Source organism: Streptomyces sp. JLBT605 (assembly GCF_058215555.1).
In genome coordinates, this window is sequence record NZ_CM177087.1 from 3,379,765 (window position 1) to 3,401,017 (window position 21,253).

20 protein-coding genes and 1 tRNA gene are annotated in these 21,253 nt (G+C 70.9%); 11 read left to right on the plus strand and 10 right to left on the minus strand.

Annotated elements, in window-relative coordinates:
* Positions 1–176: 176 nt before the first annotated feature.
* A complete protein-coding gene (gene crgA, locus AC4BDD_RS14645; RefSeq protein WP_490691440.1) occupies positions 177–434 on the minus strand; it encodes a cell division protein CrgA in 258 nt (85 codons plus the stop codon).
* Between the two features lie 148 nt (positions 435–582).
* On the opposite strand from crgA, the gene AC4BDD_RS14650 reads away from it, so the two are divergent.
* From AC4BDD_RS14650 to AC4BDD_RS14675, 6 genes are all read left to right on the plus strand, one after another.
* Positions 583–1,353: a DUF881 domain-containing protein gene (locus tag AC4BDD_RS14650; RefSeq protein WP_490691441.1), complete on the plus strand. Its 771-nt coding sequence runs from the start codon at positions 583–585 to the stop codon at positions 1,351–1,353.
* Between the two features lie 84 nt (positions 1,354–1,437).
* Positions 1,438–2,202: a class E sortase gene (locus tag AC4BDD_RS14655; protein WP_490691442.1), complete on the plus strand. Its 765-nt coding sequence runs from the start codon at positions 1,438–1,440 to the stop codon at positions 2,200–2,202.
* Between the two features lie 32 nt (positions 2,203–2,234).
* Positions 2,235–2,438: a hypothetical protein gene (locus AC4BDD_RS14660; protein WP_490692016.1), complete on the plus strand. Its 204-nt coding sequence runs from the start codon at positions 2,235–2,237 to the stop codon at positions 2,436–2,438.
* Entirely contained in the window at positions 2,435–3,088 is a 654-nt protein-coding gene (locus tag AC4BDD_RS14665; protein WP_490691443.1) for an aminodeoxychorismate/anthranilate synthase component II, read from the plus strand. The genes AC4BDD_RS14660 and AC4BDD_RS14665 overlap by 4 nt, the downstream gene beginning before the upstream one ends.
* 2 nt (positions 3,089–3,090) lie before the next feature.
* A complete protein-coding gene (locus AC4BDD_RS14670) occupies positions 3,091–4,257 on the plus strand; it encodes a class E sortase (RefSeq protein ID WP_490691444.1) in 1,167 nt (388 codons plus the stop codon).
* 21 nt (positions 4,258–4,278) lie between these two features.
* A complete protein-coding gene (locus AC4BDD_RS14675; protein ID WP_490691445.1) occupies positions 4,279–5,025 on the plus strand; it encodes a class E sortase in 747 nt (248 codons plus the stop codon).
* A 162-nt stretch (positions 5,026–5,187) separates the two neighbouring features.
* On the opposite strand, the gene pknB is transcribed toward AC4BDD_RS14675, so the two are convergent.
* The 6 genes from pknB to AC4BDD_RS14705 form a co-directional block, all read right to left on the minus strand.
* On the minus strand, positions 5,188–7,215 hold the full coding sequence (gene pknB / locus AC4BDD_RS14680) for a Stk1 family PASTA domain-containing Ser/Thr kinase (RefSeq protein WP_490691446.1): 2,028 nt from the start codon (positions 7,213–7,215) through the stop codon (positions 5,188–5,190).
* Between the two features lie 212 nt (positions 7,216–7,427).
* Positions 7,428–8,894 carry a peptidoglycan D,D-transpeptidase FtsI family protein gene (locus AC4BDD_RS14685; RefSeq protein WP_490691447.1) on the minus strand — a complete coding sequence of 489 codons (1,467 nt, stop codon included), beginning with the start codon at positions 8,892–8,894 and terminating at the stop codon, positions 7,428–7,430.
* On the minus strand, positions 8,891–10,324 hold the full coding sequence (locus AC4BDD_RS14690) for an FtsW/RodA/SpoVE family cell cycle protein (RefSeq protein WP_490691448.1): 1,434 nt from the start codon (positions 10,322–10,324) through the stop codon (positions 8,891–8,893). Before AC4BDD_RS14690 ends, AC4BDD_RS14685 begins: the two co-directional genes overlap by 4 nt.
* A gap of 22 nt (positions 10,325–10,346) precedes the next feature.
* Positions 10,347–11,999 carry a Stp1/IreP family PP2C-type Ser/Thr phosphatase gene (locus tag AC4BDD_RS14695; protein ID WP_490691781.1) on the minus strand — a complete coding sequence of 551 codons (1,653 nt, stop codon included), beginning with the start codon at positions 11,997–11,999 and terminating at the stop codon, positions 10,347–10,349.
* A 36-nt stretch (positions 12,000–12,035) separates the two neighbouring features.
* Entirely contained in the window at positions 12,036–12,569 is a 534-nt protein-coding gene (locus AC4BDD_RS14700) for an FHA domain-containing protein FhaB/FipA (protein WP_490691449.1), read from the minus strand.
* Between the two features lie 10 nt (positions 12,570–12,579).
* Entirely contained in the window at positions 12,580–13,431 is an 852-nt protein-coding gene (locus tag AC4BDD_RS14705) for an FHA domain-containing protein (RefSeq protein WP_490691450.1), read from the minus strand.
* Positions 13,432–13,960: 529 nt separating this feature from the next.
* On the opposite strand from AC4BDD_RS14705, the gene AC4BDD_RS14710 reads away from it, so the two are divergent.
* Positions 13,961–14,044: transfer RNA gene (locus tag AC4BDD_RS14710), tRNA-Leu, on the plus strand.
* A 135-nt stretch (positions 14,045–14,179) separates the two neighbouring features.
* On the opposite strand, the gene AC4BDD_RS14715 is transcribed toward AC4BDD_RS14710, so the two are convergent.
* On the minus strand, positions 14,180–15,523 hold the full coding sequence (locus AC4BDD_RS14715; protein ID WP_490691451.1) for an APC family permease: 1,344 nt from the start codon (positions 15,521–15,523) through the stop codon (positions 14,180–14,182).
* Between the two features lie 92 nt (positions 15,524–15,615).
* Positions 15,616–16,269, minus strand: coding sequence for an FMN-dependent NADH-azoreductase (locus AC4BDD_RS14720; RefSeq protein ID WP_490691452.1), 654 nt, complete (start codon positions 16,267–16,269; stop codon positions 15,616–15,618).
* A 132-nt stretch (positions 16,270–16,401) separates the two neighbouring features.
* On the opposite strand from AC4BDD_RS14720, the gene AC4BDD_RS14725 reads away from it, so the two are divergent.
* The 4 genes from AC4BDD_RS14725 (at position 16,402) to AC4BDD_RS14740 (ending at position 19,910) form a co-directional block, all read left to right on the plus strand.
* Positions 16,402–16,773 carry a winged helix-turn-helix transcriptional regulator gene (locus tag AC4BDD_RS14725; RefSeq protein ID WP_490691453.1) on the plus strand — a complete coding sequence of 124 codons (372 nt, stop codon included), beginning with the start codon at positions 16,402–16,404 and terminating at the stop codon, positions 16,771–16,773.
* 196 nt (positions 16,774–16,969) lie between these two features.
* Positions 16,970–18,508, plus strand: a complete 1,539-nt coding sequence (locus AC4BDD_RS14730) for a DUF2252 domain-containing protein (RefSeq protein WP_490691454.1) — start codon at positions 16,970–16,972, stop codon at positions 18,506–18,508.
* Positions 18,509–18,597: 89 nt separating this feature from the next.
* Positions 18,598–19,440 (plus strand): hypothetical protein, encoded by an 843-nt coding sequence (locus AC4BDD_RS14735; RefSeq protein WP_490691455.1) that lies wholly within the window; start codon positions 18,598–18,600, stop codon positions 19,438–19,440.
* Positions 19,441–19,559: 119 nt separating this feature from the next.
* A complete protein-coding gene (locus AC4BDD_RS14740; RefSeq protein WP_490691456.1) occupies positions 19,560–19,910 on the plus strand; it encodes a rhodanese-like domain-containing protein in 351 nt (116 codons plus the stop codon).
* Positions 19,911–20,014: 104 nt separating this feature from the next.
* On the opposite strand, the gene AC4BDD_RS14745 is transcribed toward AC4BDD_RS14740, so the two are convergent.
* The gene (locus AC4BDD_RS14745) at positions 20,015–21,166 is read right to left on the minus strand and encodes an acyl-CoA dehydrogenase family protein (protein ID WP_490691457.1); all 1,152 of its coding nucleotides are present in this window, start codon (positions 21,164–21,166) and stop codon (positions 20,015–20,017) included.
* Positions 21,167–21,253: the final 87 nt, after the last annotated feature.

A 21,253-nucleotide genomic window follows, 5' to 3' on the forward strand; every position in this document is an offset into this window, starting at 1 on the left:
TTGGTGTTTCCCCAGGACAACGCGCGTTGACCTGGGGAAGGGCCGCAGGGTGCGGAACGGGCTCACCAGTCTGACCGGCGTCAACCTCGCAGAGGTTATCCACAGATCTTCTGAGTTTTTCCCCTGCTGTGGATAACTCTGTGGACACCCGGGTGGACACGCTCAGGGAACGAGAGTTACTTCCACTGGGTGGAGACGACGAACCCGGCCGCGATGAAGCCGAATCCGACCACGATGTTCCAGTTGCCGAACGCCTCGATCGGCAACTGCGTATCGGTCACGTAGAAGAGCACGATCCAGGCGAGGCCGATCACGAACAGCGCCAGCATCAGCGGTGCCACCCAGCTACGCCCGGTGTTCAGGTTGATGGCGGTCGCCTGCTTGGCCGGCGGCGGCGTGTAATCGTCCTTCTTGCGGATCCGTGACTTCGGCACGAGGAACTCTCCTGTCGATGCGCTGCGTGACCGCGCGGGAATCTGTACGGTTTCGGCGCCGGGGCCGGACGTCGACGGGACAGCACTTCCTTCCCCCGGGCGTCCGTTAGCGTAGTGCTTCCGCGGCGTCGTAAGGAGTAAGGGTACGTTGAGCAATTCTGCTGACTCCCCCACCCCGGCCCCGCGGCGCCCCGCCTTCCGCCCGGTGCGGCTGCTGACCGCCGCCATTTTCGCACTCGCCGGACTCATCTTCTGGATGAGCTTCAACACCGCCAAGGGCACCGATCTGCGTAGCGACGAATCGATGCTGCGCCTGTCCGACCTCATCCAGGAGCGCAGCCGCAAGAACGCCAAGCTGGAGGAGAGCACCGCGCACGCGCGCTCCGAGGTCGACCGGCTGGTCCGCCGGGACGACGGCAGCACCGACGCCGAGGACGCCCGGCTCGCCGCGCTGGAGAAGGCCGCCGGCACCAGCGCCGTGCGCGGCCCCGGCCTGACCGTCACCCTGGACGACGCACCCTCGGACGCCACCGCGCTGGTCCCCGGCGTGCCCGAGCCGCAGCCCAACGACCTCGTCATCCACCAGCAGGATCTGCAGGCCGTGGTCAACGCGCTGTGGGCGGGCGGCGCCCGGGGCATCCGGGTCATGGACCAGCGGCTGATCTCCACCAGCGCGGTCCGCTGCGTGGGCAACAGCCTGATCCTCCAGGGCCGGCTCTACTCCCCGCCGTACAAGATCACCGCCGTCGGCGACCGGAGCGCGCTGCGCCGCGCGCTGGCCGCCTCGCCCGCCATCCGGAACTACCAGGGGTATGTGGAGGCGTACGGGCTCGGCTGGAAAGTCGACAGCCACGACTCGGTGACTCTTCCCGGCTACTCGGGCACAGTGGATCTGCGGCAGGCGCAGCCCCTGCCATAGCCGTAAGCCGGCCGGAGTTTCGGCCAGGGGCGCGGCCGGAGCACAGCCAGGGCACAGCCGGGAGCAGCTCCAGCGGAGGAGCCGATGAAGGTGCGGTGGGCAGTCCGGGCGCTCAGCGAGTTATGTGTCACCGTCGGCACCCTGATCGTGCTCTTCGTGGTCTACGTCCTGTACTGGACCGGGGTGCAGGCCGACCGCGCGATGGACCGGGAGATCGACCGGCTCCAGGACCGCTGGTCGACCGGCCCGGTGACGACGGGGTCGGCGGACGGGACGGGGCCCGATCCCACCGGGGCCGACGGGGCCGGTCCGGATTCCGGACCGGCGGGCTCCCAGGGTGCGCAGGGCTCGCGGGGCGCCGCCGGGTCCGGCGCGTACCAGCGGGGCCGGTCCTTCGCCATCATGTACATCCCTCGCTTCGGGCGTGACTGGGCCAAGCCCGTGCTGCACGGCACCTCCACCGGCACCCTGAAGAAGGGCCTGGGCCACTACGCGCGCACCGCCCCGCTCGGCCGCCTGGGCAACTTCGCGGTCGCCGGCCACCGCCGCACCTACGGCGACCCGTTCAAGGACTTCCCCGAGCTGCGCCCCGGCGACGCCGTGGTGCTCACCGACGGCAGCGCCTGGTACACCTACCGGGTCGACAACCGGCCCTACCGCACCCTGCCCTCGGACACCGGGGTCATCGACCCGGTGCCAAAGAAGTCGGGCTACCGCCGCCCCGGGCACTACCTCACCCTCACCACCTGCGATCCGGAGTGGGGACACAGTCACCGACTGATCGTCTGGGCGCATCTGGAGGACACTCTCCCCGCCGAACAGGGCAAGCCCGAAGCTTTGCCCAGCTGAGCCTCCGGGCCCGCCTCCCGCCCCTTACTCTGGTGCTGCACCTGACGGGAAGGGACGGCATGTACGGCTGGATCTGGCGGCATCTGCCGGGCAACGCGTGGGTTCGGGCATTCATTTCGCTGGTGCTCGTACTGGCGATCGTCTTCGTGCTCTTCCAGTACGTCTTCCCCTGGGCCGAGCCGCTGCTGCCGTTCAACGACGTGACGGTCGACGAGGGCATGGCAGGCACCCGATGAGCGCGCGCGTCCTCGTCGTCGACAACTACGACAGCTTCGTCTTCAACCTCGTCCAGTACCTCTACCAGCTCGGCGCCGAGTGCGAGGTGCTGCGCAACGACGAGGTGGAGCTGCGCCACGCCCAGGACGGCTTCGACGGCGTGCTGCTCTCCCCCGGTCCCGGCGCCCCGGAGCAGGCCGGCGTCTGCATCGACATGGTGCGGCACTGCGCGGAGACCGAGGTCCCGGTCTTCGGCGTCTGCCTGGGCATGCAGTCCATGGCGGTGGCGTACGGCGGGGTGGTCGACCGCGCCCCCGAGCTGCTGCACGGCAAGACCTCGCTGGTCACCCACGAGGGTGCCGGCGTCTTCGAGGGCCTGCCGTCGCCGTTCACCGCCACCCGCTACCACTCCCTCGCCGTCGAACGGGACACCCTCCCGCCCGAATTGGAGATCACTGCCTGGACGGAGTCCGGGCTGGCCATGGGGGTGCGCCACCGGACCCGGCCGGTGGAGGGCGTGCAGTTCCACCCCGAGTCGGTGCTCACCGAATGGGGCCACCGGATGCTCGCCAACTGGCTGGTCAGATGCGGCGACACGGACGCGGTGCGACGCTCGGAAGGCCTGGCACCGGTGGTCGGTACGGTCGGCAGGGTCGGCGGCAAGGCCTAAGAGTGACCGCACTCCGCCCCGAGCGTGAGGGCGCGCCTCAGGGCGCCCGGCAGCCCGCCCCGTACGGCCAGGACGTGTACGGGCACGGCGGCGCGCACGAGCGGAGCGAGGAGACCATGGCGCTGCGCGCGCCCGCGGTGGCCGGTCACGACGAGACCATGACGCTGCGCGCGCCGGTGGCGGTCGGCGACGACGAGACGGTCGCGCTGCGCCGGGCGGAACTCCCCGCCGAGGCAGCGCACCCTGCAGCCGCCGAGGGCCGTGCCGGGGCCGCCGGCGGCGTAGGACAGCCGCCCGTGACCGGAGGGCGCGCGGCGCGGCGCCGAGCCGCGCAGCAGGCCGCCAGACGCGGTGGCAGACGCGCCCGCCGCGCGCCCGTCCCGGGCGCCACCGGCACGTCGGACACCGCCCGGAGGCCGTCCGCCGGCGGGCCGTCCGCCGCCCGGCCGCTGACCCGGGCGGAAGCCCGACGCGCCGCCCGCGCCCGCAAGGCCGGCCCCGGGGTGATGGTGAGCCGGATGATCGGCGAGCTGTTCATCACCATCGGCGTGCTGATGCTGCTCTTCGTCACCTATCAGCTCTGGTGGTCCAACTACATCGCCCATCAGATCGCCGACCGCGAGGCGAGGAAGCTCCAGAAGCAGTGGGCCGAGCACCAGGACGAGCGCGCCCCGGGCGCCTTCTCGCCCGGCAAGGGCTTCGCCATCCTGTACATCCCCAAGCTGGACGTGAAGGTTCCGGTGGCCGAGGGGGTCAGCAAGCACAAGGTGCTGGACCGCGGCATGGTCGGCCACTACGGGCAGGGCGCGCTCAAGACCGGGATGCCCTGGGACAAGAAGGGCAACTTCGCCCTAGCCGGGCACCGCAACACCCATGGCGAGCCGTTCCGTTACATCAACCGCCTCCGCCCCGGCGACAAAATCATCGTGGAGACGCAGAACGCGTACTTCACCTACGAGATGGCCCGCATCCTGCCGCAGACCCCGCCTTCGAACACGGGAGTCATCGGTCCGGTGCCGCCCGGCTCGGGTTTCAAAGAACCGGGCCGGTACATCACACTGACCACCTGCACGCCCGAGTTCACCAGTACGTACCGAATGATCGTCTGGGGCAAGATGGTCGACGAACGGCCGCGGAGCGAGGGCAAGCCGGACGCGCTGGTCGGCTGAGCGAGAACGGAGTACGACGCGGTGGCACGGACCGAGCAGGACGAAAGACAAGACGGGACGACGCCCGCCGCCACGCCCCCGCCCGCGCGGCGCCGCTCCCGCGGCAGGGTCGCCATGGTGGTCAGCGTCTTCGGAGAGCTGCTGATCACCGTCGGACTCATCCTCGCGCTGTTTGTCGTGTACTCCCTTTGGTGGACGAACGTGCTCGCCAATCGTGAGGCGAAGCGGCAGAGCAACCATGTGCGCGACGTCTGGGCGGGAGGCCCGGGGAAGCTGGACACCAAGGACGGCATCGGCTTCCTGCACGTACCGGCGATGGGCAACGGCGAGGTGCTGGTCAAGCGCTCCACCTCGACCAGCGTCCTCAACGACGGGGTCGCGGGCTTCTACACCAAGCCGGTCAAGTCCGCGATGCCCTGGGATAAGAAGGGCAACTTCAGCCTCGCCGCGCACCGGGACGGCCACGGCGCCAAGTTCCACAACATCGACAAGCTGGACGAGGGTGACGCGATGGTCTTCGAGACCCGCGACACCTGGTACGTCTACAAGGTCTTCGCCAAGCTCAGCGAGACCTCCAAGTACAACGTGGACGTGATCAAGCCGGTGCCGAAGGGATCGGGCCGCACCAAGGCGGGTCGCTACATCACGCTGTCGACCTGCACGCCCGTCTACACCTCGCGATACCGCTACGTGGTGTGGGGCGAGCTGGTCCGCACCCAGAAGGTCGACCAGGACCGCACCCCGCCCAAGGAGCTCCAGGAGGACTGACGGCCCGGGGGCCGAAGCCGGCCTGAGCCGCCGGCGGCGTGCAGGCGGTGTGGACGGCGCCGAAGCCGCGAAGAAGCCCCGGCATCCGGAACGTTCCGGATGCCGGGGCTTCTTCGTTCAGTGCTCGGACTCAGCGCTCAGCGCTCGGTGCCGCTCGCCGGGCTAGCCGCCGACGCCGCCGAACCAGCCGTTGCCGCCGTCGTCACCGCCATTGCCGCCGTCACCGCCGTTGCCGCCGTTGGCGTTCCCACCGCCGCCCGGCACGGTGGTCAGCTCCACCGAGCTGTTGGCCGGCACCTGGGTGCCCGCGCCCGGGTTGCTGCCCATCACCCAGGCGTCGTCCTCCTGCGCCCCGTTGACGGTGACCGTCAGACCCAGACCCTCCAGGGTCTTCCGGGCGTCCTTGAGCTTGGAGCCGGTCAGCGAGGGGATCGTGACGGTCTGCGGGGTGGCCGGGGCCTTGGCGACATAGATGGTGACCCCAGAGTTCGGGTTGACCTCCTGGCCGCCCTTGGGGTTCTGGTCGACGACCGTGCCCGGCGCGGAGTCCGCGGTCTCGCGCTCCTCCTTGGTGACCGTGAGCCCCTTGTTCTGCAGCTTGGTGGTGGCTTCGGCCGCGGACTTGCCGATCACATCGGGGACGACGACCGTGTCCGGCGCCTTGGCGACGGTGAGCTTGATCGTCGAGCCCTTCCTGGCCATCGAGCCGCCGCTCGGGTTCTGCTCCAGGACCGTGTTGGCGGGCTGGCTGGACTCGGTGTACTCCGGGTCGACCGTGAAGCCCTTCTCCTCCAGCGCGGCCTTGGCGTCCGCGTACGGCTGGTCGGTGACGTCGGGGACCTCGACCTTCGCGGCGGGCTTGGGGCCCTTGGACATGGTCAGCTTGACCGTGCCGTACCGCTCGATCTGCGAACCCTCGCCACCCTCGGGGGTCTGCTCGCAGACGGTTTTCTTCTTCTGCTCGCAGAATTCCGAGCCGGCCACGGTGACCTTGAAGTCGCCGTTCCGGCCGAGATCCCGGGCTTCCTCGAGCGTCCTGCCCTTCAGCACCGGCACGTCGACCATGTCGCCGTTCTTGCCGCCGCTGAAGATCGACTTACCGATGAAGATCGCGCCGACCAGCACCAGGATGGCGGCCAGCGCCAGCAGGACCGTCGAGGTGTTGCTCTTCTTGCCGTCACCGCCACCACGGCGGCGGTCGGGCCGCTCGTCGTAGCCGAAGCCGCCGTCGTCATCGCGCACCGGCGGCAGCATGGAGGTCGCGGCGCCGCCGTCCTGCGCCCGCAGCATGGTCGTCGGCTGGTCCTCGGGGTAGCCCGCGGCGGCCATCGCCTGCGTCGCGGCGACCGGCTGGCCCTCCAGCGCCGCCTCGATGTCGGCGCGCATCTCGTCCGCCGACTGGTAGCGGTAGTCCGGGTCCTTGACCAGCGCCCGCAGGACGATGGCGTCCATCTCCGGGGTGATCTCGGGGTCGTAGGAGCTCGGCGGCTGCGGCTCCTCGCGCACATGCTGGTAGGCCACCGCGACCGGGGAGTCGCCCACGAAGGGCGGCCGGACGGTCAGCAGCTCGTACAGCAGGCAGCCGGTGGAGTAGAGGTCGGAACGCGCGTCGACCTGCTCACCCTTGGCCTGCTCGGGCGAGAGGTACTGGGCGGTGCCGATCACCGCGGCGGTCTGCGTCATGGTCATGCCGGCGTCGCCCATCGCGCGGGCGATACCGAAGTCCATGACCTTGACCTGGCCGGTGCGGGTGAGCATCACGTTCGCGGGCTTGATGTCGCGGTGCACGATGCCGTTGCGGTGGGAGTACTCCAGCGCCTGGAGGATGCCGGTGGTCATCTCCAGCGAGCGCTCGGGCAGCAGCTTTCTCCCGGAGTGCAGCAGCTCGCGGAGGGTGGACCCGTCGACGTACTCCATCACGATGTACGGGATCGAGACACCGTCGACGTAGTCCTCGCCGGTGTCGTAGACCGCGACGATCGCGGGATGGTTGAGCGAGGCCGCAGACTGGGCCTCTCGGCGGAACCGGGCCTGGAAGGACGGATCGCGGGCGAGGTCCACCCGCAGCGTCTTCACGGCGACGGTGCGGCCGAGCCGGGTGTCATGCGCGAGGTAGACCTCCGCCATGCCACCGCGCCCGAGCACCGAGCCCAGTTCGTACCGGCCGCCGAGGCGACGCGGCTCTTCCATAGCTACTCCAGCCCTCTTCCGTCATTCCCGACCGCACCGGTGTGGGGCCCGGCGATGTGCTGCTCGGGCATACGCTACCCGGCAGGCCGTGCGAGGCCCGGCCATGGCCGATACCTGATACCCGACCGGTACAGGGACGTGCGGAATCGATATCGGGGTGTGTCCGGCGTCACTCCTGGCCGCGCCGGGGTCACCTCGCGGCGCGCCCGGCGTCACTTCTCGCTGTCGAGTACCGCCTTCATCACGTTGCGTGCGATGGGCGCCGCGAGCTTCCCACCCGCGATGTCGTCGCGCATGGTGTCCGAGCCCTCGATCACCACGGCGACCGCCACCGGGGACGAGCCGTCCTTGTCCTTGGCGTACGAGATGAACCAGGCGTAGGGGTTCTTGCTGTTCGCCACGCCGTGCTGGGCGGTGCCGGTCTTGCCGCCGACCTCATAGCCGGGGATCTGGGCCCGCGTGCCGGTGCCGGACTGCACCACCGTCTTCATCATGTCCTGGAGGGCGTGGGCGGTGTCCGGCGAGACGGCCTCGCTCAGCTGCTTGGGGGTGTGCCGCTCGATGTCGTTGAGGTTCGGGGCGCGCAGCTTGTCGACCATGTACGGCTCCATGAGCTTGCCGTCATTGGCGATCGCGGCGGCGACCATCGCCATCTGCAGCGGGGTGGCCCGGGTGTCGTACTGGCCGATCGCCGACATGGCGTTGGAGGGGCGGTCCATCTCCTTGGGGTAGACGCTGGCGACGGCGCGGACCGGCGTGAAGATCTCTTCGTTGAAGCCGAACCTCTCGGCCTGCTCGCGCATCTTCTCCTTGCCCAGATCGTCTCCGAGCTTGCCGAAGACGGTGTTGCAGGAGATCCGCAGGGCTTCCCGGAGGGAGACGTTCTCGCAGGCGATGCGGCCCTCGTTCTCCAGGTTCCGGCTGGACAGCGGCAGTCGCCACGGCTGCGGCGAGTTCGTCTTCTCGTCGACGCTTCGGTACTTGCCGTTCTCCAGGGCCGCCGCCGCGGTGATGACCTTGAAGGTGGAGCCCGGGGGGTAGGTCTGGCGCAGCGCCCGGTTGAGCATCGGGTCGTCCGGGTTGTTCTTCGGGTCGAGCGCCTTCCACGCCTTCTCGTCGCTGTTTCCGGCGATGGTCGACGGGTCGTAGCTGGGGGTGCTGGCGAGCGCGAGGATCCGGCCGGTCTTGGGGTCGATCGCGGCGACCGCGCCCCTCTTGTCGCCCAGGCCCTTGAAGGCGGCCCGCTGCGCCTTGGCGTTGAGCGTGGTGATCACGTCACCGCCCTTGCGCTCCTTGCCGGTCAGCATGTCGATCGTCCGGTTGAAGAACAGCCGGTCGTCGTCGCCGGTGAGGATCCCGTCCTCCAGCTTCTCCAGCTGGTTGGCGCCGTAGACCTGGGAGGCGTAGCCGGTGACCGGCGCCCACATCTCCCCGTCCTTGTACGTGCGCTTGTACTTGAAGTCCGGGTTGTCCTTGGTCTCGACCGAGCCGGTGATCGACTTGCCGTCGACGATGATGTTGCCGCGCGGCTGGCTGTAGCGCGCGATCAGCACCCGGCGGTTGTTCTTGTGGTCCTTGAGCTCGTCGGCCTTGACGTACTGGAGCCAGTTGTCCCGCAGTAGCAGGGCGAAGATCAGCAGACCACAGAAGATCGCGATTCGGCGCAGCGGCTTGTTCACGGGCGGACCACCTGGGTCATCTCGGCGTCTGGTGAGGGCGCGGGAGCCGGCGCGGGGCGGCGCGCGGTGTCGCTGATCCTGATCAGGACCGCGATCAGGGCCCAGTTCGCGATCACCGAGGATCCGCCGTACGCCATGAACGGCATGGTCATACCGGTCAGCGGGATCAGGCCCATCACACCGCCGGCGACGACGAAGACCTGGATCGCGAAGGCCGCGGACAGGCCGATGGCGAGCATCTTGCCGAACGGGTCGCGGGCGGCCAGCGCGGTCCGGGCGCCGCGCTCCACGATCAACGCGTAGATCAGCAGGATCGCCATGGTGCCGCCGAGCCCCAGCTCCTCGCCGACGGTGGCCAGGATGAAGTCGGAGTTGGCGGCGAAGCCGATCAGATCGGAGTTGCCCTGGCCCCAGCCGGCGCCCACGGTGCCGCCCGAGCCGAACGCCATGATCGCCTGGGCGATCTGGTCGGTGGTGGCCCACTTCGGGGGCGGGTTGTCATAGACGGCGAACGGGTGCAGCCAGGTGTTGACGCGCAGCTTCACATGGGGTTCGACGGAGCCGACGACCGCCGCACCGCCCGCGGACATCAGCAGACCGAAGACGATCCAGCTGGTGCGCTCGGTGGCGACGTACAGCATCACCACGAACATGCCGAAGAAGAGCAGCGAGGTCCCCAGGTCGGTCTCGAAGACCAGGATGAGGATGCTGATGGCCCACACGGTGAGGATGGGGAACAGGTCCCGGCCGCGGGGCAGGTACAGGCCCATGAAGCGGCGGCTGGCCAGCGCCAGCGCGTCCCGCTTGACCATGAGGTAGCCGGAGAAGAAGATCGCGATGACGATCTTCGCGAACTCGGCCGGCTGGATGGAGAAGCCCGCGACGCTGATCCAGATCCTGGCGCCGAAGACGTTCATGCCCAACCCCGGCACGAGCGGCAGCAGCAGCAGGACCAGTGCCCCGAACATCGAGATGTAGGTGTAGCGCTGGAGCTTGCGGTGGTCCTTGAGCAGGAGCAGCACCGCGACGAACAGGGCTATGCCGATCGCGGAGTACATCAGCTGCTTGGGCGCCGCGGCGATCAGCTCACCACCGGTCGACTTGGCCCGCGCCGCCAGCCGCTTGGACTGGTCCAGCCGCCAGATCAGCACCAGTCCCAGCCCGTTGAGCAGGGTGGCCAGCGGGATCAGCAGCGGGTCGGCGTACGGCGCGAACTTGCGCACCACCAGATGGGCGACCCCGGCCATGAAACCCAGGCCCAGGCCGTAGCTGAGCAGGCCGGACGGCAGCTCGTCGCTGAGCGCCAGGCCCACGTTGGCGTACGCGAAGACCGGGATCATCACCGCGAAGGCGAGCATGGCCAGCTCGGTGTTGCGCCTGCTGGGCGGCCCGACCGTACTGATCGTGGTCGTGTTGGTGCTACTGCTCATTGCTCGATGGCCCCCTACGGCTTCACTGCTGGGCGCTGCTGCACTGCACGGCCACCTTCTGCTCCTCCGCCGAGAGGGTGGGGCCAGGCTTCGGAGTGGGGGCCGGGTCGCCCATGGCGGTGCGTTCTTCCAACTGTGCCTCGCCGGCCCGGGCCGCAGCATCGACCGGGTTGTTGGGGTCCGTGGGCGTCACGGTGGCGGGCTTGCCGGTGGCGCCGCCGGAGGGGTCGGTGCCGGTGGCCTTGTCCTTGTCGCCCTTCCGGGCCTGCTCCTCGGCCTTCTTCCGGTCCGCCTCGGCCTTCTTGCGGGCCTCGTCGGCCTCCTTGCGCTGCTCCACCTTGTGGCAGGCGCTGGCGAGGGTGCGCAGGTCCCGGGTCTTGTTCTGGGCCTGGCTCAGGCTGCTGAACGCGATGGTGTCCATCACGCGTTCGCGCTGGTCCACCGGGAGGTACTTGAGTTCGATCTCGTCGTGGTCCTCATGGACCTCGTTCAGGCTGATCCAGGCGAAGTCCTGGTCGATGCCCTGGTAGATCGCGACGTGGTCGCCGTTGGCGCCGACGTAGTACTGCTGCTGCGTCCAGCGGTACCCGCCGTAGAGCCCGCCGCCGATCACGGCGAGGCCAAGCGCGATGTACAGCGAGCGCTTGAGCCACCTGCCGCGGCCGGGGCTCTTGGTGAAGTCCTCGTCGGCGTACTTGCCGAAGCCGCCGGCCGGCAGCCCGCCGAGCGCCGGGTCACCGCTGCCGGGCGGCCCGAAGGCGCCCGGGGCGTCGCCCTGCGACGGCACCGACCGGCCCAGCTCGGCGGCGCGGCCGGCCGGGGTCTGCGCGGCCCGGCCGTCGCCCAGCGGGATCTGGTTCTCGGCGACCGCGCCCACGATGACCGGGGTGTCGCTGAGCTGGGCTGCCATGGCGTCGTTGCCGTCGACGTCCAGCACGTCGGCGACGATGCAGGTGATGTTGTCCGGGCCGCCGCCGCGCAGCGCGAGCTGGATCAGCTCCTGCACCGTCTCGTGGGGGCCCTGGTAGCTGGCGAGGGTGTCCTCCAGGGTCTGGTGGCTGACCACCCCGGACAGGCCGTCCGAGCAGATCAGATACCGGTCCCCGGCCCGCACCTCGCGGATCGACAGATCGGGCTCGACATGATCGCCGCTGCCCAGCGCGCGCATCAGCAGGGAGCGCTGCGGGTGGGTGGTGGCCTCTTCCTCGGTGATCCGGCCCTCGTCGACCAGGCGCTGCACCCAGGTGTGGTCCTGGGTGATCTGGGTGAGCTGGCCGTCCCGCAGCAGATAGGCGCGGGAGTCGCCGACGTGCACCAGGCCCAGCCGCTGCCCGGTCCACAGCAGCGCGGTGAGCGTGGTGCCCATGCCCTCCAGCTGCGGGTCCTCCTCGACCATGACGCGCAGCTGGTCGTTGGCCCGCTGCACGGCGGTGCCGAGCGAGGTGAGGATGTCGGAGCCGGGGACGTCGTCGTCGAGCTGGACGAGGGTGGAGATCACCTCGGAGCTGGCGACCTCACCGGCGGCCTGACCGCCCATGCCGTCGGCGATGGCGAGCAGCCGGGGACCGGCATAGCCGGAGTCCTCGTTGCCCTCCCGGATCATGCCCTTGTGCGATCCGGCGGCGAAACGCAGCGACAGACTCATGCGCACCTCACCCGTCGGCTCGGGGTACATCCGCACGGTGCCCACCCTCCGGTCGTCATGGTCGTACTACTTCCGCAGCTCGATGACGGTCTTGCCGATGCGGATCGGCGCGCCCAGCGGAATCGGTGTCGGTGTGGTGAGTCGGGTCCGGTCGAGGTACGTGCCGTTGGTGGACCCGAGGTCCTCGACGATCCACTGCCCGTCACGATTGCGGTCCGGGTAGATCCTGGCATGCCGGCTGGACGCGTAGTCGTCGTCGAGCACGATCGTGGAGTCGTGGGCCCGGCCCAGGGTGATGGTCTGCCCCTGGAGGGCGACGGTGGTGCCGGTCAGCGAGCCCTCGGAAACCACCAGCTTGGTCGGCGCGCCGCGGCGGCCGCGACCGCCGCCGCCCTGCTGGCGCTGCTGCTGCCGCTGGGGCGGGGGAGCGGCGGCCTGCCGCTGCTGCGCCCGGTCGGGACCCCCACGGCGGGCGGACGCGCGCTGCGTCACCCGGGTGCCGAACAGATCGCTGCGGATGACCTGGACGGCCACGATGACGAACAGCCACAGTACGGCGAGGAAACCCAACCGCATGACCGTGAGGGTCAGCTCTGACATTGCCCCCGCTTCACCCTTCGGCTTGCCGGTAAACGATGGTGGTGCTGCCCACGACGATGCGTGAGCCGTCGCGGAGCGTAGCGCGCGTGGTGTGCTGTCCGTCCACCACGATCCCGTTCGTCGAGCCGAGATCCTGGATGGTCGGGGGTGTTCCGACCCGGATCTCGCAGTGCCGGCGGGAGACTCCGGGATCGTCGATGCGGACGTCCGCGTCCGTGCTGCGGCCCAGCACCAGGGTGGGCCGCGAGATCTGATGGCGGGTGCCGTTGATCTCGATCCAGCGGCGGGTCTGGCCGTATCCGTGGCCGCCGGGCGCGCTGGGACGCGCTCCCGCGCGCGCGCCGCCGGGCGGCGGCGCGGCGGGCATCGGCGGCGCCCCGGAGGGCTGGGCCGGGTAGCCGGCCGGGCCGCCCTGCGTGGCGCCGGGCCGGGAGGACGGCGGCTGCCCGGGCTGCTGCGGGTGGGGTGCCTGCGGGTTCTGCGACTCGCTGGCGGCCAGGGTGCGGCTGCGTACGCGGTACAGACCGGTGTCGAGATCGTCCGCCTTCTGCAGGTGCACCTTGATGGCGCCCATGAAGGTGTAGCGCTGCTGCTTGGCGTAGTCGCGGACCATGCCGGACAGCTCATCGCCGAGCTGGCCGGAGTACGGGCTGAGCCGCTCGTAGTCCGGAGCGCTCAGCTCCACGATGAAGTCGTTGGGGACGACGGTCCGGTCACGGTTCCAGATGGTGGCGTTGTTGTCACACTCACGCTGGAGCGCGCCCGCGATCTCGACCGGTTGCACCTCGGACTTGAACACCTTGGCGAAGGTGCCGTTCACGAGGCCCTCGAGACGCTGCTCGAAGCGCTTGAGTACTCCCACGGGGCACCTCCTTCCTCAGTCTTCCTCAGTGTCGTCCTGATACTGCTTACTGATCGTATCCACGCGTCGGGAAATCGGGTGGTTCCCCTTCCTGGCCCTGTGGAGGAGTGTGTCCTCTCACAGGGGATCGTAGAGGCGCCATCAAGACAGTGTCCCGCAACCGGGGAGGTCTCCGGACGGCCGGGGCGCTCGCCGGGACCGGGCGGTGCCGCACGCCGGACCCGGGCGGTCTCGCACGCTGGTCGCGACCGGCACCGCGCGCCCGCCGAGGGCGGGGCCGAGCGACGGTCGGGGGCGGGGCGTCCGCAGGTCGCCGCGGGTGGTGCCGCGGTGACGGGGCCGCGGGTCCGGTCACGTCGCCGGCCTGGGGTTCCGGCCGGTCGCGGGCCGGGGCACCACGGAAACCTGTGTGAAGGCACCCGCCACAGCGTGCTAATGTTCTCGATGTCGGAAGGCGCTCACGAGCCCACCGGGACGGATCAAACCGATCAGGCCGGTGAGTAAGCGAGAATCGAACGGCAACACCCATGCGCGGGTGGCGGAATAGGCAGACGCGCTGGATTCAGGTTCCAGTGCCCGAAAGGGCGTGGGGGTTCAACTCCCCCCTCGCGCACAGATGAAAGACCCCAGCTCAGCTGGGGTCTTTCTGTTTTCCCGGTGGGGTCTTTCCTTTTCCCGGGCGTCCGTCCCGGCCGCACCCTGGTGTGACCGGAATCATGGCGGCCGCCACGGCGGATGGAGCCGCCGCTCAATCCGGCCGTGCGTTCCGGGAGATCCGCCGGCGCACCCCGTACGAGAGCGCCCCGACGGTCAGTACGGCGGCGCCGCTGAGCACCGAGGCGGGCGGCAGGCTGAACGCCAGCAGCAGGCAGCCGGCCAGGCCGGTCGCGGCCACCACCCGGTGCGGCCGGAGCGCGGCGGGGAGGGCACGAGCACGGCCGCCCTCCGTCGCGATCTCCTCCGCCGCTCTCTCCTCTCTCGCGACTTCTTCCGGGCGCAGCGTCCAGGCGGAGGCGTTGGCGATGGCGTAGTACACCAGGACGCCGAAGGAGGAGAAGCCGATCGCGCCGCGCAGGTCGACGGTCGCGGCGAGCAGGGCCACCACCGCGCCGACCACGATCTCGGCCCGGCGCGGCACCTCGTGGCGCGGATCGACGGCGGCCAGCGCGGTCGGCAGATGGCGGTCGCGCGCCATGGCGAGGGTGGTGCGGGAGACCCCGAGGATCAGCGCGAGCAGTGCGCCGAGCGCCGCCACGGCGGCCCCGGCCCGGACGATGGGGACGAGCTCGGGCACGCCGGCGGCCCGGACCGTCCTGGCCAGCGGCGCGCCGGCGTCGGCCAGGCCGGCCGGACCGAGCACCGCGAGCGCGGCGGTGGCCACGGCGGCGTAGACGAGCAGCGTGATGCCGAGCGCCAGGGAGATGGCGCGCGGAATGGTGCGCGCGGGATCGCGGACCTCCTCGCCCAGGGTGGCGACGCGGGCGTACCCGGCGAAGGCGAAGAAGAGCAGCCCGGCCGCCTCCAGCACCCCGCCCCAGTCTGCGTCGGCACCCGGGTCCAGTCGGTCGGTGTCGGCCTGGCCGCTGGTCAGACCCGCGATGACGACGGCGATCAGTACGGCGAGGACGGTCACCACGATGACGCGGGTGAGCCAGGCGGACTTCTGGACCCCGAAGCAGTTGAGGGCGGTCAGCGCCAGCACGGCGGCGACGGCGACCGGGCGTTCCTGGCCGGGCCAGACGTACGCGCCGACGGTCAGCGCCATCGCCGCGCAGGAGGCGGTCTTGCCGACCACGAATCCCCAGCCGGCGAGATGGCCCCAGAACGGACCCAGGCGCTCGCGGCCGTAGACGTAGGTGCCACCGGAGGCCGGATAGCGGGCAGCCAGCCGGGCGGAGGAGGCGGCGTTGCAGTAGGCCACCAGCGCCGCCAGCGCCAGGCCGATGAGGAGTCCGGATCCCGCCGCGCGGGCCGCCGGGGTGAACGAGGCGAAGATGCCCGCGCCGATCATCGCGCCGAGGCCGATGGCCACGGCGTCGGTAAGGCCGAGCCGGCGGCGCAGTGCCGACGGCTCGGGGGCGGCGGTGTTCATGCCCGGGGCCTCCCCGATTCGGTCCGCTGGGGGTCGTGCGGCGGCGGTCGCTCGCACACCCTACGGGCCGGGGAGGCGCCCGGGAATCGGCTTCAGGAGGTGAAGCGGGCGGCCAGCTCCTTGGCCTTGGCGACGGCTTCCTCGAAGGCCTTGGCCTTGGAGGCGTCCGCCAGGTCGACGAGGTTGGCCATCGCCGGGTTGGTACGGGCCAGGGTCAGCTCCGGGACGATGAAGTCGACGTCCAGGTTGAGCCCGCCGCCGAGCACCTTGGTCAGGTAGGGGATGACGAAGTCCCACTCCTGCTTCGGGGTGCCCGGGCCGTAGCCGCCGCCGCGGCTGGTGACGACGACCGTGGGGGTGCCCGAGGCGGTGGTCTCCCCGGCGCCCGCGGTGCGGCCGAGGACGATCACGTGGTCGAGCCACGCCTTGAGGGTGGAGGGAATCGAGTAGTTGTACATCGGCGCCCCGATCAGCACCACGTCGGCCTGCTCCAGCTCGGCGGCGAGCTGGTCGCGGAGCGCGAAGGCGGCCTGCTGCTCGGCGGAGCGCTGCTCGGCATCGACGAATCCCGCCGTGTAGGGGCCTTCGGTGATGTGCGGCAGCGGATCCGCGGCGAGGTCCCGGTATATGACCGTGCCGTTCGGGTGCTGGGCCTCCCACTCCTTGCGGAAGGCTTCGGTGACCGGGCGGGAGGCGGAACCCTCGGCGGGGTACAGGGACGAGTCGATGTGCAGCAGCGTGGCCATGACGTGACTCCGTTCTGGGGATGGCTCTGGGATTTCGCGGCTCCGGCGAGCCGAGACTTCGTACGTAGCTATTGATAACACAGTAGCTTACTTTTTTAAAGCACCGCACGGGAGCGCAGTACCCTGGGAGGTATGACGGACCGCAGCGAGCGCGATGAGCAGGCGTGCAAGAAGGTCGACGAGGGCATGGAGCGCGTCTTCGAGCTCTTCGGGAAGCGGTGGACCGGCTTGATCGTCGCAGTTCTGCTGGCCCAGAGTGCGTATTTTGCTGATCTTCGTCGGGCGATCCCCGGCATCAGCGAGCGCATGCTGTCCGACCGGCTCGCGGAGCTGGCGGCGGCCGGGCTGGTCGTGCGGGAGGTTGACTCCGGGCCTCCGCTCCGGGTCAGCTACCGCCTGACGGAGGCCGGCCGGGCTCTGGAACCGGCCCTCAAGGCGCTCGCGGTCTGGGCGGAGACCTATCTGCCGGACGGCGGGGGATGTCCGCAGCGCTTCCGCACCTGAGCGGGCGGGATGTCGCGGGCGGGGTGTCGCCGCTGTCGCATGTGGGGGGTCGCGGGCGGGCTGGGCGCGGAGTCGCGGGCGGAGGTTTTCCACAGGCCGGGCGGGTGCACGTCCGGGTTGTCCACAGGCACTGACGGCTTCTCGCGGGCGGGGGTACGGTCGGTCGTGCTGGACTGAGAGAGACGGGGGTCCTGGCATGACCGATGTGCGGGTCGGTAGCGGTGTGGAGGTCGGTAGCGGCGTGGAGGTCGGTAGCGGCGCGGATGCCGGAGGCGGCCTGGAGGCCGCCACCGGCGGGGAGGCCGGCGCCGCCGCTGCGGTGGCAGTCGCGGACCGGGCGCGAGAGGCGAGCCGGCGGTTGCCCCACGTACCGGGATTCGCACGAAAGCGGGACGGCGGAGCCCCCAAGCAGCACGGCAAGGCCCTGCGGGCGCGGGTTCCGCGGGCCGCCCACCGCGAGCTGGAGATACGCCCCGAGCGGCCGGACATGGTGACGGCGGTCGCCGTGTCCAACGCCGGACGGCTGCCGGAGCTGACGCCGATACGGGTCGGGCGGATGGCCGCGACACCCTTCGCCTTTCTGCGCGGCTCCGCCGGACTCATGGCGTACGACCTGGTGGGGACACCGGTCACGGGCGTGGCCGCCCAGATCTGCGGGGACGCGCACGCCGCCAACTTCGGGCTCTACGGCGACGCGCGCGGCGGGCTGATCATCGATCTCAACGACTTCGACGAGACCCTGAGCGGGCCGTGGGAGTGGGACGTGAAGCGGCTGGCGACCTCGCTGGTGCTGGCGGGCCGGGAGGTGGGCGCGGACGAGGACACCTGCCGGGCGGCGGCGAGGGACGCGGTCGGCGCCTACCGCCGCACCCTGCGACTGCTCGCCAAGCTGCCCGCCGCGGAGGCCTGGCATGCCGTCGCCGATGAGGAACTGGTCTCACACGCCGATGCCAAAGACCTCCTCGGCACTCTGGAGCGCGTCGCGGACAAGGCCCGGCGGAACACCAGCGCACGTTTCGCGGCCCGGTCCACCGAGGCGACGGCCGACGGCGGGCGGCGCTTCGTCGACGCGCCTCCGGTGCTGCGCCGGGTGCCGGACGACGAGGCCGTCGCCGTGGCCGCTTCGCTGGGCGGCTATCTGGAGACGCTGCCGACGGACCGGTTGCCGCTGCTGGAGCGGTACGCCATCCAGGACGTGGCGTTCCGGCTGGTGGGGACGGGCAGCGTGGGGACCCGCTCCTATGTGGTGCTCCTCCTCGATCACCGGGGCGAACCGCTGGTGCTCCAGGTGAAGGAGGCCAGGCCCTCGGTGCTGATGCCGTATGTGGCCGCGGCCGGCTTCGAGGTGCCGGTGGTCGGCCACGAGGGGCAGCGGGTGGTGCTGGGACAGAAGCGGATGCAGGTCGTCAGCGACATCCTGCTCGGCTGGACGACGGTGGCCGGGCGGCCGTACCAGGTGCGGCAGTTCCGGAACCGCAAGGGCAGCGTGGACCCGGCGGCGCTCGCCCCCGATCAGGTCGACGACTACGCCCGGATGACCGGAGCCCTGCTGGCACGGGCGCACGCGCACAGCGTGGATCCCCGGCTGCTGGCCGGGTACTGCGGCAAGACGGAGGAGCTGGACGAGGCGGTGGCCGCCTTCGCGGTGGCGTACGCCGACCGGACCGAAGCGGACCATGCCGACCTGGTCAGCGCGGTCCGGGCCGGCCGGATAGCCGCCGAACCGGGCGTCTGACCACCGGTGGCGATCATGTCGGCCGGAGCCGCCGGGGACGATCAGCCCACGACGACGCGCCGGGCGAGCGGGCACCGTAGGCTGGGCGGGTGACGAACCCGGAAGCGCAGCACGCACAGCAGTCGGCGGCGGAAGCGGAGCCGCGGTCGGCCGCGGAGGAGGCGGCCACGCAGCGGCTGGAGCGGGCCGTGCGCGCGGCGGAGCAGGCGCTGATCGAGTTCGAGATCGCGGTGGAGACCTTCCGGGTCGAGGTGGAGAACTTCTCCCGGCTGCACCACCAGCGGCTCGGCCCGATGTACTCGCGCCTCGATGAGCTCGACGCGCAGATAGCGGAGGCCATCGCGGCCCGCACCGGCGACCCGGAGGACCTCCGGCGGGCCCAGCAGGCGCGCGGCATGGTCATGCCGATGCCGGACGTGGAGGAGCTGTTCTTCGGCTGGATCGACTCCGAGGGCCTGTCCCCGGAAGCGACCGCCATGCTCACCGAACGGCCGGTGCAGCCGCCGCCGCGGGTGCGGCCGAGCGAGGAGGCCCGGCGGCTCTACCGGGAGCTGGCCCGCAGTGCTCACCCCGACCTGGCGGAGGACGAGGCCGAGCGGGAGCGGCGCGGCGACTTCATCGTGCGGGTCAACGCCGCCTATGCGGCGGGGGACGAGGCGCGGCTGCGGGAGCTGGCGGAGGAGTGGGCGGCCGGCCCGAGCCTGCCCGAGCGGCGGGCGAGCCGCAGCGAGGAGCTGTACGCCCGGCTGGAGTGGCTGGCCGAGCGCAAGGAGCGGCTCGCCGCGACGGCGGCCGAGCTGGAGGCCAGCGCGATAGGTGCCATGATCAAGATGGCGCCGGAGGACCCGGACAAGCTGCTGGAAGAGATCGCCGAGCAGCTTCTGGCCCAGCTGGCGGAGAAGGAAGCCCGGCTGACCGAGCTGATGAACTAGGGGATACCCCTTCAGGCCCAGGAGCCCGAGTCGGCTCAGGGGTCGAGTAGCCCCAGGAGCCCGAGAAGGCCCAGGAAGCCGAGCCCGGGGACCGGGTCGGCAGGAGAGAGGTTCGATTCATGCGATTTGGCGCGCTTCCCGAGGTGCAGGCCGCGGCGGTGCCGTCCGACGGCTTTCTGCTCGACGTCCGGGAGGACAACGAGTGGGTGGCCGGACACGCCGAGGGCGCGCTGCACATCCCGATGGGTCAGGTCGTCGCGCGCTTCGGTGAGCTCACCGAAGCGGCCGCCGACGGCCGCCGGGTGCATGTGGTGTGCAGGGTCGGTGGCCGCTCGGCGCAGGTGGCCCAGTACCTGATCGCCCAGGGCCTGGACGCGGTGAACGTCGACGGCGGCATGCTCGCCTGGGAGGCGGCCGGCCGGCCGCTGGTCAGCGGGCAGGGCGAGGCGGCCGCCGCCTACGTGCTCTGACCAGCGGCCCTGCTCATCCGCCCGTCCTGCTCATCGGCCGTTCTCGCTTCGGCCGGCCTGAGCCCGGTCGCCCGGGGCCGGTCCCGTCCGCGGATCGGGCGGGGTCAGGCGAGGGTGTGGGCGGCGAGCAGGTCGCCGAGAGCCTCCTCGTGCGCGGCGGCGGAGCCCAGCGACAGCTCCAACTGCTTGGCCCAGGCGTGGTAGCGGTGCAGCGGGTAGTCGGTGACGGCGCCGAAACCGCCGTGCAGATGCTGCGCGGTCTGCACCGTGCGGCGGACGCCCTCGGCCGCCCAGATCTTGGCCACAGCGACGTCCGCCGCCTCCGGCAGTCCGCCGCCCCCGGCCGCCGTACCGCGATCCGCGATGCTCAGCCGCCAGGCGGCCTGCCACAAGGTCGCCTCCATCGCGCGCTGGTCGATGAAGCGGTCGGCGGCCTGCATCGCGACCGCCTGGAAGGTCGCCAGCGGGAAGCCGAACTGCTCGCGCTTGCTGGTGTAGGCGCCGCACATGTCGAGTACCCGGGAGGCGAGCCCCAGAGCCAGCGCGCAGGTGCCGGTGGTGAGCAGGTGGCGCAGCCGCTCCCAGGCGCCCTCCGCGGTGATCACTTCCCGCTCGGCGACTCGCACGTCGTCCAGGCGGATCTCGGCGCACCGCTCGCCGCTCGTGGACACCTGGTCGAGGAGCGTCACCCCCGGATGCGCCCGTGGCACGAGGGCCAGGACGGTGTGGCCGGTGCCTGTCTGGGCGGGCACCAGCACCCGGTCGGCGTTCTGGGCCCAGGGGACGGCGGTCTGCACACCGTCCAGGACCCAGATGCCCGCCCGGCTGCGCGCCTGGACGGCCAGCTCGGCCGCGTCATGCCCGGTGCGGCCGCTGCAGGCGACGGTCAGTACCAGCTCCCCGCGTGTGACCGGGGGCAGCACCGCCTCGCTCAGGGCCGCGTCCGCATAGGTCTGCACGGTGAGGGCGGCCGCGCTGGTCTCCAGCAGCGGCACGCGAGCCAGTACCTTCCCGGCCTCCCGCAGCACCAGGCACAGGGCGATGGGGTCGAGCCCGGCTCCCCCGTACCGCTCGTGCAGTGTCAGGCCGATCAGGTCGGCCGCGGCCAGCTTCCGCCACAACGCCCGGTCGATGTCGTCGGCGACCGCGCCGGCGGTCAGCGCCGGGCTGGGCACCTCGTCCGGCCGCACCCCGGAGAAGACCGCTCGTGCCGCCTCCGTGGCCGCCTGCTGCTCTTCGGTGAAGGTGAAGTCCACGTCTCGCCGCCCCTCCGTACACCGGGCCTGATCTGACGGAGCGTCAAGATAGAACAGGTTCCAGTAGAAGGGAACGGTCGTCGCCGA

Coding starts and splice junctions, on each gene's coding strand:
- AC4BDD_RS14725 (WP_490691453.1), top strand. CDS start 16,402: ATGACGGACCGCAGCGAGCGCGATGAGCAGGCGTGCAAGAAGGTCGAC.
- AC4BDD_RS14730 (WP_490691454.1), top strand. CDS start 16,970: ATGACCGATGTGCGGGTCGGTAGCGGTGTGGAGGTCGGTAGCGGCGTG.
- AC4BDD_RS14740 (WP_490691456.1), top strand. CDS start 19,560: ATGCGATTTGGCGCGCTTCCCGAGGTGCAGGCCGCGGCGGTGCCGTCC.
- AC4BDD_RS14665 (WP_490691443.1), top strand. CDS start 2,435: ATGAGCGCGCGCGTCCTCGTCGTCGACAACTACGACAGCTTCGTCTTC.
- AC4BDD_RS14715 (WP_490691451.1), bottom strand. CDS start 15,523: ATGAACACCGCCGCCCCCGAGCCGTCGGCACTGCGCCGCCGGCTCGGC.
- AC4BDD_RS14695 (WP_490691781.1), bottom strand. CDS start 11,999: ATGTACCCCGAGCCGACGGGTGAGGTGCGCATGAGTCTGTCGCTGCGT.
- AC4BDD_RS14720 (WP_490691452.1), bottom strand. CDS start 16,269: ATGGCCACGCTGCTGCACATCGACTCGTCCCTGTACCCCGCCGAGGGT.
- pknB (WP_490691446.1), bottom strand. CDS start 7,215: ATGGAAGAGCCGCGTCGCCTCGGCGGCCGGTACGAACTGGGCTCGGTG.
- AC4BDD_RS14700 (WP_490691449.1), bottom strand. CDS start 12,569: ATGTCAGAGCTGACCCTCACGGTCATGCGGTTGGGTTTCCTCGCCGTA.
- AC4BDD_RS14690 (WP_490691448.1), bottom strand. CDS start 10,324: ATGAGCAGTAGCACCAACACGACCACGATCAGTACGGTCGGGCCGCCC.
- AC4BDD_RS14655 (WP_490691442.1), top strand. CDS start 1,438: ATGAAGGTGCGGTGGGCAGTCCGGGCGCTCAGCGAGTTATGTGTCACC.